The following is an 8,292-nucleotide window of genomic DNA, read 5'->3' on the forward strand; positions in this document are numbered from 1 at the left end:
GAGGCGGCGGACATCGGGGCGGGGACTCCGGCGGGCGTTGGGCGCGGCGGAAGACTCTACCCCGAAGCGTTCGCGGGCAAGGCGGACGGTCCCTCGCCCGCCTGGCGTCGCAGGAGGTGGCGGGAGGCAGGGTGGCCCGGGGCGGGCGTCATCCCCACGTTGTTCCCTGGATGGACGCTCGGGCATGGACGCCCGGGCGCAAGAAAGGTGGAAGGCACGATGGCTTACGGAAAGGCGGAGGATCCGGCGCGCTCCATCACCCCGCATCTGGATGGGGTGGAGTACCCGGCGACGCGTGAGGAACTCGTCGAGGCCGCCGCGGACAGCGAGGCCCCGGTCGACATCATCAACATCCTCAAGTCCCTGCCGCAGCAGGAGTACATGTTGCGCGAGCACGTGCTGCGCGACCTGGCGGAGGCCGAGCGCCGCTTCGCGATGAACGGCCTGAAGGACGACGACGGGGTGGACCGCGACCGGCGCAACATCGGGCGCGACCGCATCGAAGGGGCCTCCAACGGGGAGACGCGTCACCCGTAGTGTCGCCCGCGCGGTGACACCTTCAGGGAAGCGGCGCAAGACGCTCGCGGGCGCCCTGGCTTTCTGCCAGCGTTCGCGAGCGCATGCGTCCTGGTCTCCCGTGGTGCTGTCTCGTGCTGTCGCTGGCCGCCGGGTGCACGTCCCGGTATCCGCCGCTCAACCCCGCGCCGGGGCTGCCGCCGCCGGTGCGTCTGGACTTCAAACCCCCCGTGGACCGCCTCCTCACCGAATCCGTGCGCGCCACCCGCACCCTCCAGCGCGAGGGCCAGCCGGAGGTGCGCGACGAGGCCGCGTTCACCACCGAGACGCGCTTCGCCCCGTCCGACGGCGGCTGGCGCGTGGCCCAGGCCGTGCGCACCCCGCGCCAGGTGCATGACGGACGGGACGTGCCGTCCTTGTCCGGCGCCGTGCTGGAGCGCTTCACGCTGCGCATGCAGCTGGCGGCGGACGGCACCTTCGTGAAGCTGGTGGGCCCGGAGGCCGCGCAGGACGCGCTGCGGCAGGTGGCGCCCGAGGGCACCGGCGTGCCGGAGGTGGAGGACTTCTTCACCCCGGAGGCGCTGGAGACGCGCGCGCGCCGCGAGTGGGAGGCGAAGTACGGCGGCCTGCTGCAGCGCAACCTGGTGGAGGGCCAGCGCACGTGGGCGGTGGACTACGTGGCCGTGGACGGCGAGGAGCGCGCCTACCTGCTGGAGCGCACGGTGGAGGGCACGCGGCCCACGACGTTCGGCGACGCGGTGGTGCTGTCGCTCAGGTGCCTGGACGCGCTGCCGCCGAAGGCGCCCGCGGAGCTGCGGGCCGCGTGGACGGAGGCCGGTTCGCCCGAGCTGGCGAAGGGCGTGACGTGTGAAGGCGAGCAGGTGGTGGCGTGGGGCCGGTTCATCCCGGTGCGCCGCCTGTTGAAGGTGCAGGCGGTGGGCAAGGGCGGGACGCTGACGCTCACCACCGAGTCCCAGGCGGAAATGCTCCAGGAGGAAGGGCCATGAGCCACGACGAGTACCTCATCGAGGACGACGCGGGTGTGAAGCGCGTGGTGCAGGAAGCCAGGCGCGTGGCGGTGCTGGGCATCAAGACGGAGGACCACTCCGCCCAGCCCGCGTACTACGTGCCGGAGTACCTGTCGAAGGCGGGCGTGGACGTGGTGCCGGTGCCCGTCTACTACCCGGACGCGAAGGTCATCCTGGGCAAGCCCGTGTACCGCAAGCTGGTGGACATCCCGGGCGACATCGACGTCGTGGACGTGTTCCGCAGGCCCGGCGACATCGACCAGCACGTGGACGACATCATCGCGAAGAAGCCCAAGGCGGTGTGGTTCCAGTCCGGCATCCGCAACGACGACGCGGCGAAGAAGCTGGCGGCCGCCGGCATCCGCGTGGTGCAGGACCGCTGCCTGATGGTGGACCACCGCCGCTACAGCGGGCGCTGACGGCTCCGGCCGGAAAAAGACAACGGCCCTCCGCGCCCGGAAGGGCACGGAGGGCCGCGTGGCCGCGCGTGGAGGACGGCGGCCCGCCGTCAGGCTCAGTAGTTGCCGGAGATGACCTTGGGCAGGGCCTTCCGCAGGTCCGGCAGCGGGCCAATCTGCCGCGAGTCCGCGGCCTGGGCCGTGCCGTTGTTGCGCAAGAGGCCGCGCATCTGCACGGACGTCAGCAGCCGGCCGTTGGCGCGCGCCACGCCCTGGGCGCTGACCGCGGTGCCCACGATGATGGGCGACGCGCTGGAGGTGCCGCTGAAGGTGGACGTGTAGTACTGGTCCTCGCCGTACCCGCTGCCGAAGCGGTCGCCGTAGCCGGTGGTGACGACCTTCTCACCCCAGCCGTGCACGTTCACGCGCTGGCCGAAGTTGGTCCAGCACATGGGCACGCGCGTGGTGGCGGTGCTGGCGCCCACGATGATGGCGCCCGAGTCACGCGTGGCCGGGTTGAACAGGCCGCCGTAGGCCGCCGCGTCCAGGTTCGCGCTGCCGTTGCCCGCCGCCTCCACCACGATGACGCCGTTGGCGGTGGCGTTGCGGATGGCGTCGAAGTTGGCCTGCCAGTACTCCATCGCGATGTAGTTGCACTGGGACGTGTTGCACGTGCAGGCCGTGCCGTCGTTGGGGCCGCCCGCGTGCAGCTCGATGAGGATGACGCCGCCCGCGCCCACCGCCGCCGCCGCGTTGGTGATGGCGCTCGCGGTGCTCTGCGCGCCAATGGCCTCCACGCCCGGCGTCGCCGCGTTGGCGATGCCCGTCACGCCGTAGCCGTTGGACGCGCCGACAATCTCACCCAGCACCGCGGTGCCGTGGTTGCGCCAGCCCAGGTCGTTGTACTGCGTGCCGCCCACGCGGAAGAACGAGGGGAAGTCCTCGTGCGTGGTGCGCCAGCCACCCTCGATGTCCACGAACCTCACGTTGGTGCCCCGGCCGCCCGTCACCGTCCACGCGTACGTGGCGTTGACGCCGGAGGGCGCCGCGTTGAGGTAGCCCTGGTTGGCCTGGTACAGCGGCGTGGTGGGCGGCAGGTCCGCGGCCGCCAGCAGCGCGCGCAGCCCCGCCTCCATGCCGAAGTTCACCATCGCCGGCTCCGCGGGCGGCTCCGCGTAGGCGGTCTCCACGCTGGACACGCGGTTGAGCGCCGCCACCAGGTCCGCCACGGTGTCCGCCGTGGTGCCGGGCAGGAGCGGAACTTCGAAGTACAGGTTCAGGTCCGCCAGCTGCTCGCCGGCCTTCGCCTCACCGGACGCCTTGCTCGCGTCCAGCGCGGCCTCCTCCGCCTGGAACAGCCGGTCCAGCGCCCCGATGCGCGGCGCGCGCTCCAGCAGCCCCACCACCTCCGCCAGGTCCGCCTCCACGCGCGCGGAGTCCAGGCGCAGGCCGGACAAGAGCTCCCGCTCGCCGGCGCTCCGCTCGGAGGCCAGGCGCGCAGCGCGTCGCCGCGCCAGGCGCACGTGGCTGCCCTCGTGGAACTTCACCACCAGCCGCTCCACGAACGTCCCCGCGGGCAGCTCGCGCCCCGTGGGCTTCGCGACCAGCGCGCGCGGCGCCAGCCTGGGCGCGGCGCCAGCAGCAGGGGCCAACGCCAGCAGGGACACAGCCATGACCGCGCCACGCAGGGGGCGCGGGGACAGCGTCGACTTCAGCATGGACTTCCTCCGGGATGGACAGCACCCCCACCATGCCACGCCGGTCTGTCATTCAAATCAGGCTATTCTGTTATTTCTGCCCTGTTGCTTTATTCGGTCCTCATTGAACCCGTTGGGAGTGCGGAGGCCCTCAGGTGCTCTGCTCGAACGGGACGGGAGGCCGGGCCAGGGCGCGCTCGGCGGACAGCCGGGCCTGGTCCAGGGCGTCGAAGCCGCGCTCCAAGGTGGCGGGCGTCACCGGCGGCAGGTTGGAGACGACGACGTAGACGGGCACGTTGCGCGTCTGGAGCACGGTGAGCTGGAGGCGGAAGTGGTCTCTGCGGAGCGCGGCGGACCCGGCCGCCAGGCCCTGCGGATAGGCCATGGGGCCGCCCACCACCTTGCGCGTCCGGCTGGGCAGGAAGTGCACGAGGATGGCGTCCAGGTCCTTGCCGATGGCGCTCTCCTGGAGCGCCAGCGCGGGCGCCTTGTCCACGAGGCCGCCGTCCCAGAACAGCTGGCCGTCCAGCGGCACCGCGCGGAACAGGCCCGGGTACGCGCAGGTGGCGTGGACGCGCGGGGCCAGCTCCCCGGTGGTGAACACCTGGTGCGTGCCGTGGGTGAGGTTGGCCGCGGTGAGCAGCAGCGGGTGCGGCAGGTCCTCGAAGGTGGACACCGGCAGCGTGTCCTCCAGGAGCCGCCGGAAGCGCTCGCCCTTGAGCAGGCCCGTGAAGCCGTGCCCCTGTGACGCCACGCTGAGCACCGCGCCAATGGGGTCCGGGTCCCAGAAGTTGGCGCGCGTCTGGCTCAGCACCAGCTCCTCCAGCTTCGGCATGGGCATGCCCGCCGCCGCGTACGCCGCCACCATCCCGCCCGCGGACGTGCCCGCGTACGCGTGGGGCTTCAGGCCGGAGCCGTGCAGCCCCTTCAGGAAGCCCGCGTGACCGTAGAAGCCGAAGTAGCCCGCGGAGAGGACCAGCCCGAACCGCTTGCCGTCGAGCAGGGAGTGCAGCGTGGAGGAGGGCGCCATTCCGGATTTCTACGGGATGGGTACAACCCAAGGCAACGCAATGCGTTGGCGGGGCCATTGTGTCCGAGTCAGAGCATCGATATATGTTGATGGCTCGATATGGACGTCCTCTCCCAATCCTTCCGTGTCCTGGGGGACACGACGCGGCTGCGCATCCTGCGGTTGGTGGCCCAGGCGCCGCTGAACGTGACGGAGCTGGTGTCGCTGGTGGGGGTGGCCCAGTCGTCGGTGTCGCACCACCTGTCGAAGCTGAAGGGGCTGGGGCTCATCCGGGAGGAGCGGCAGGCGGGCTTCACGTACTACTCGCTGGCGCTGGAGTCGGAGGACTCGCGCTGGCCGCTCGTCCGGCTGGCCCGCGAGGCGGAGGACGCGGCGGGGGACTCCGCGCGGCTGAGCGACTTGCTGCGCGCCCGGGAGGACCGGCAGGCGCTCAACGAGCGGCTGCTGGAGCCCGGCCAGTCGTGGTTCCTCTGGGCGGGCGCGCTGGCGTCGCTCTTGCCGCCGCTGGACGTGGCGGACTTCGGGTGCGGCACCGGGGTGTTCAGCCGGGCCATGGCGCGGTGGGCGCGGCACGTGTGGGCCATCGACCAGAGCGAGGACGCGCTGTCCCAGGCTCGAACCCTGGCCGCCCGTGACGAACTGAAGAACATCACGTTCCTGCGCGAGGACCTGCACCGGCTGTCGCTGGCCGGTGGGCGCATGGACCTGGTGGTGATTTCGCAGAGCCTCCATCACGTGGAGGCGCCCGCCGCGGTGGTGGCGGAGGCGGCGCGGCTGCTCAAGCCGGGCGGCCGGCTGGTGGTGCTGGAGCTGTTGCCGCACGAAGAGAAGTGGGTGCTGGAGCGGTTGGGGCACCGGCACCTGGGCTTTTCGCCCGAAGTCCTCGAAGCGGCCCTTCGCGAGGCCGGCTTCACGTCGTTCACCCGCGAGACGCACGCGCGCGACGGGGCCAGTCCCTTCCGCGTCTTCCTGCTGACCGGAGTCAAACCGTCATGACGAGCCACCTCGCCCACCCCCTGCCGCTCCCCCCCGGGGAGCACGGCCAGCGCGTGGAGGCGCTGAAGGCCGCGATGCGCGAGCGCATCCTCGTGCTGGATGGCGCCATGGGCACGCTCCTGCAGAACCATCAGCTGGTGGCGGCGGACTTCGGCGGCGCGGAGTACGAGGGCTGCAACGAGCACCTGGTCCTCACCCGCCCGGACGTCATCGAGGGCATCCACGCGAAGTACTTCGCCGCGGGCGCGGACGTGACGGAGACGGACAGCTTCGGCGGCACGCCGGTGGTGCTGGCGGAGTTCGAGCTTTCGCACAAGGCGCATGAAATCAACGTCGCCGCGTCCCGCCTGGCGCTGAAGGCCGCCAAGGCCGCGGAGGCGAAGGACGGCCGGATGCGCTGGGTGGCGGGCTCCATTGGCCCCACTACCAAGGCCATCAGCGTCACGGGCGGCATCACCTTCGAGGAGCTGGTGGACAACTTCGCCGTGCAGGCGGAGGCGCTCGCCGTGGGCGGCTCCGACTACCTCCTGGTGGAGACGGCGCAGGACACGCGCAACGTGAAGGCGGCGCTCCTGGGCATCGACCGGGCGTTCCGGAAGCTGGGCTGGAAGCTGCCGGTGGCGGTGTCCGGCACGATTGAGCCCATGGGCACGATGCTCGCGGGCCAGTCCGTGGAGAGCCTGGCCACGTCGCTGGAGCACACGGACCTCCTGTACCTGGGGCTCAACTGCGCCACGGGCCCGGACTTCATGACGGACCACATCCGGTCGCTGTCGTCCATGAGCCCGTTCCCGGTGTCGTGCGTGCCCAACGCGGGTTTGCCGGACGAGAACGGCCAGTATCTGGAGTCGCCGGAGATGATCTCCCGGTCGCTCAAGCGCTTCTGTGACAGCGGGTGGATCAACGTGGTGGGCGGCTGCTGCGGCACGCACGCGGGCCACATCGAGTCGCTCGCCGCGATGGTGAAGGGCTTGAAGCCGCGCACGGAAGTGCCGAAGCCGCGCTCGTCGCTGTCCGGCGTGGACTACCTGGAGGTGACGGACGAGCAGCGCCCCATCATCGTGGGCGAGCGCACGAACGTCATCGGCAGCAAGAAGTTCAAGGAGCTCATCGTCGCGGGCCAGTTCGACGACGCGTCGGAGATTGCCCGCGCCCAGGTGCGGCGGGCGGCGCAGGTCATCGACATCTGCCTGGCGAACCCGGACCGGGACGAGCTGGAGGACATGCGCCACTTCCTGGAGGTGGTGGTCAAGAAGGTGCGCGTGCCGCTGATGATCGACTCGACGGACGAGAAGGTCATCGCCATGGCGCTCACGTACTGCCAGGGCAAGGCCATCATCAACTCCGTCAACCTGGAGGACGGCGAGGAGCGCTTCGAGAAGGTCGTCCCCCTGGCGAAGGCGTTCGGCGCGGCGCTGGTGGTGGGCTGCATCGACGAGGTGGGCATGGCCGTCACGCGCGACCGCAAGCTCGCCGTGGCCGAGCGCAGCTTCGAGCTGCTCACCCAGAAGTACGGCATGCGCGCGGAGGACCTGTACTTCGACCCGCTCGTGTTCCCCTGCGCCTCCGGCGACGCGCAGTACACCGGCAGCGGCGTGGAGACGATTGAAGGCGTGCGGCTGATCAAACAGCGCTTCCCGCAGTGCCGCACGGTGCTGGGCATCAGCAACGTGTCCTTCGGCCTGCCCACCGCGGGCCGCGAGGTGCTCAACTCCGTGTTCCTGTACCACTGCGTGCAGGCGGGCCTGGACATGGCGCTCGTCAACTCGGAGAAGCTGGAGCGCTACCCGTCGCTTCCTGAAGAGGAGCGCAGGCTGTCCGAGGACCTCCTCTACAACCGGGGCGCGGACCCGGTGACGCCCTTCGCGGCGCACTTCCGCGAGCGCAAGCCCGCGCGCGCGCAGGTGAGCAGCCTGCCGCTGAACGAGCGGCTGCAGCGCTACATCGTCGAGGGCACGCGCGACGGCCTGACCGCGGACCTGGACCTGGCGATGAAGGAGATGGCGCCGCTGGACATCATCAACGGGCCGCTGATGAAGGGCATGGACGAGGTGGGCCGCCTCTTCGGCGCCAACGAGCTCATCGTCGCGGAGGTGCTCCAGAGCGCGGAGTCCATGAAGGCGGCGGTGAGCCACCTGGAGCCGCACATGAGCAAGACCCAGGCGGCGTCGCGCGGCAAGATTGTCCTCGCGACGGTGAAGGGGGACGTGCACGACATCGGCAAGAACCTGGTGGAGATCATCCTCGCCAACAACGGCTTCCAGGTGGTGAACCTGGGCATCAAGGTCCCGCCGGAGCAGCTGGTGCTGGCGGTGAAGGAGCACCGGCCGGACATCCTGGGCCTGTCCGGCCTGCTGGTGAAGAGCGCGCACCAGATGGTGGCCACCGCGGAGGACCTGAAGCGCGCGGGCGTGGAGACGCCCATCCTGGTGGGCGGCGCCGCGCTCAGCCGCAACTTCGTGGACCGCAACATCGCCCCGGCCTACGGCGGCGGCACCGTGGCCTACGCGCAGGACGCGATGAACGGCCTGGAGCTGGCGAAGCAGATCGTGGAGCCGGGCGCGCACGCGAAGCTGCGGGACGACCTGGCCGCGCGGCGGCTGAAGCTGGCGCAGGAGGCGAAGGAG

At 70.9% G+C, this 8,292-nt stretch carries 7 protein-coding genes; 5 read left to right on the forward strand and 2 right to left on the reverse strand.

Annotation, left to right across the window (positions count from 1 at the left end; translation table 11 throughout):
- Window positions 1–219 precede the first annotated feature (219 nt).
- The 3 genes from ACLEQD_RS31420 to ACLEQD_RS31430 all read left to right on the forward strand — a co-directional run bounded on the left by ACLEQD_RS31420 (window position 220) and on the right by ACLEQD_RS31430 (window position 1,963).
- A complete protein-coding gene (locus ACLEQD_RS31420) occupies window positions 220–537 on the forward strand; it encodes a DUF2795 domain-containing protein (RefSeq protein ID WP_120528797.1) in 318 nt (105 codons plus the stop codon).
- An 83-nt stretch (window positions 538–620) separates the two neighbouring features.
- Complete coding sequence (locus ACLEQD_RS31425) at window positions 621–1,523, forward strand: hypothetical protein (protein ID WP_410389191.1); 903 nt, start codon at window positions 621–623, stop codon at window positions 1,521–1,523.
- Window positions 1,520–1,963, forward strand: a complete 444-nt coding sequence (locus ACLEQD_RS31430) for a CoA-binding protein (RefSeq protein ID WP_410389192.1) — start codon at window positions 1,520–1,522, stop codon at window positions 1,961–1,963. The genes ACLEQD_RS31425 and ACLEQD_RS31430 overlap by 4 nt, the downstream gene beginning before the upstream one ends.
- Before the next feature lie 95 nt (window positions 1,964–2,058).
- Here the strand turns inward: ACLEQD_RS31430 and ACLEQD_RS31435 are convergent, their stop codons facing one another.
- Both ACLEQD_RS31435 and ACLEQD_RS31440 read right to left on the reverse strand, forming a co-directional pair.
- Window positions 2,059–3,660, reverse strand: a complete 1,602-nt coding sequence (locus ACLEQD_RS31435) for a S8 family peptidase (protein ID WP_410389193.1) — start codon at window positions 3,658–3,660, stop codon at window positions 2,059–2,061.
- A 130-nt stretch (window positions 3,661–3,790) separates the two neighbouring features.
- Window positions 3,791–4,669: a patatin-like phospholipase family protein gene (locus ACLEQD_RS31440; protein WP_410389194.1), complete on the reverse strand. Its 879-nt coding sequence runs from the start codon at window positions 4,667–4,669 to the stop codon at window positions 3,791–3,793.
- 99 nt (window positions 4,670–4,768) lie between these two features.
- Here ACLEQD_RS31440 and ACLEQD_RS31445 point away from each other — a divergent pair, with 99 nt between their 5' ends.
- Both ACLEQD_RS31445 and ACLEQD_RS31450 read left to right on the forward strand, forming a co-directional pair.
- Complete coding sequence (locus tag ACLEQD_RS31445) at window positions 4,769–5,665, forward strand: ArsR/SmtB family transcription factor (RefSeq protein WP_410389195.1); 897 nt, start codon at window positions 4,769–4,771, stop codon at window positions 5,663–5,665.
- Window positions 5,662–8,292: homocysteine S-methyltransferase family protein (locus tag ACLEQD_RS31450; RefSeq protein ID WP_410389196.1), on the forward strand; the 2,631-nt coding region annotated here is incomplete at its 3' end. The genes ACLEQD_RS31445 and ACLEQD_RS31450, both read left to right, overlap by 4 nt.

It is taken from the genome of Corallococcus sp. 4LFB (assembly GCF_046520365.1).
Lineage (GTDB): Bacteria > Myxococcota > Myxococcia > Myxococcales > Myxococcaceae > Corallococcus > Corallococcus caeni.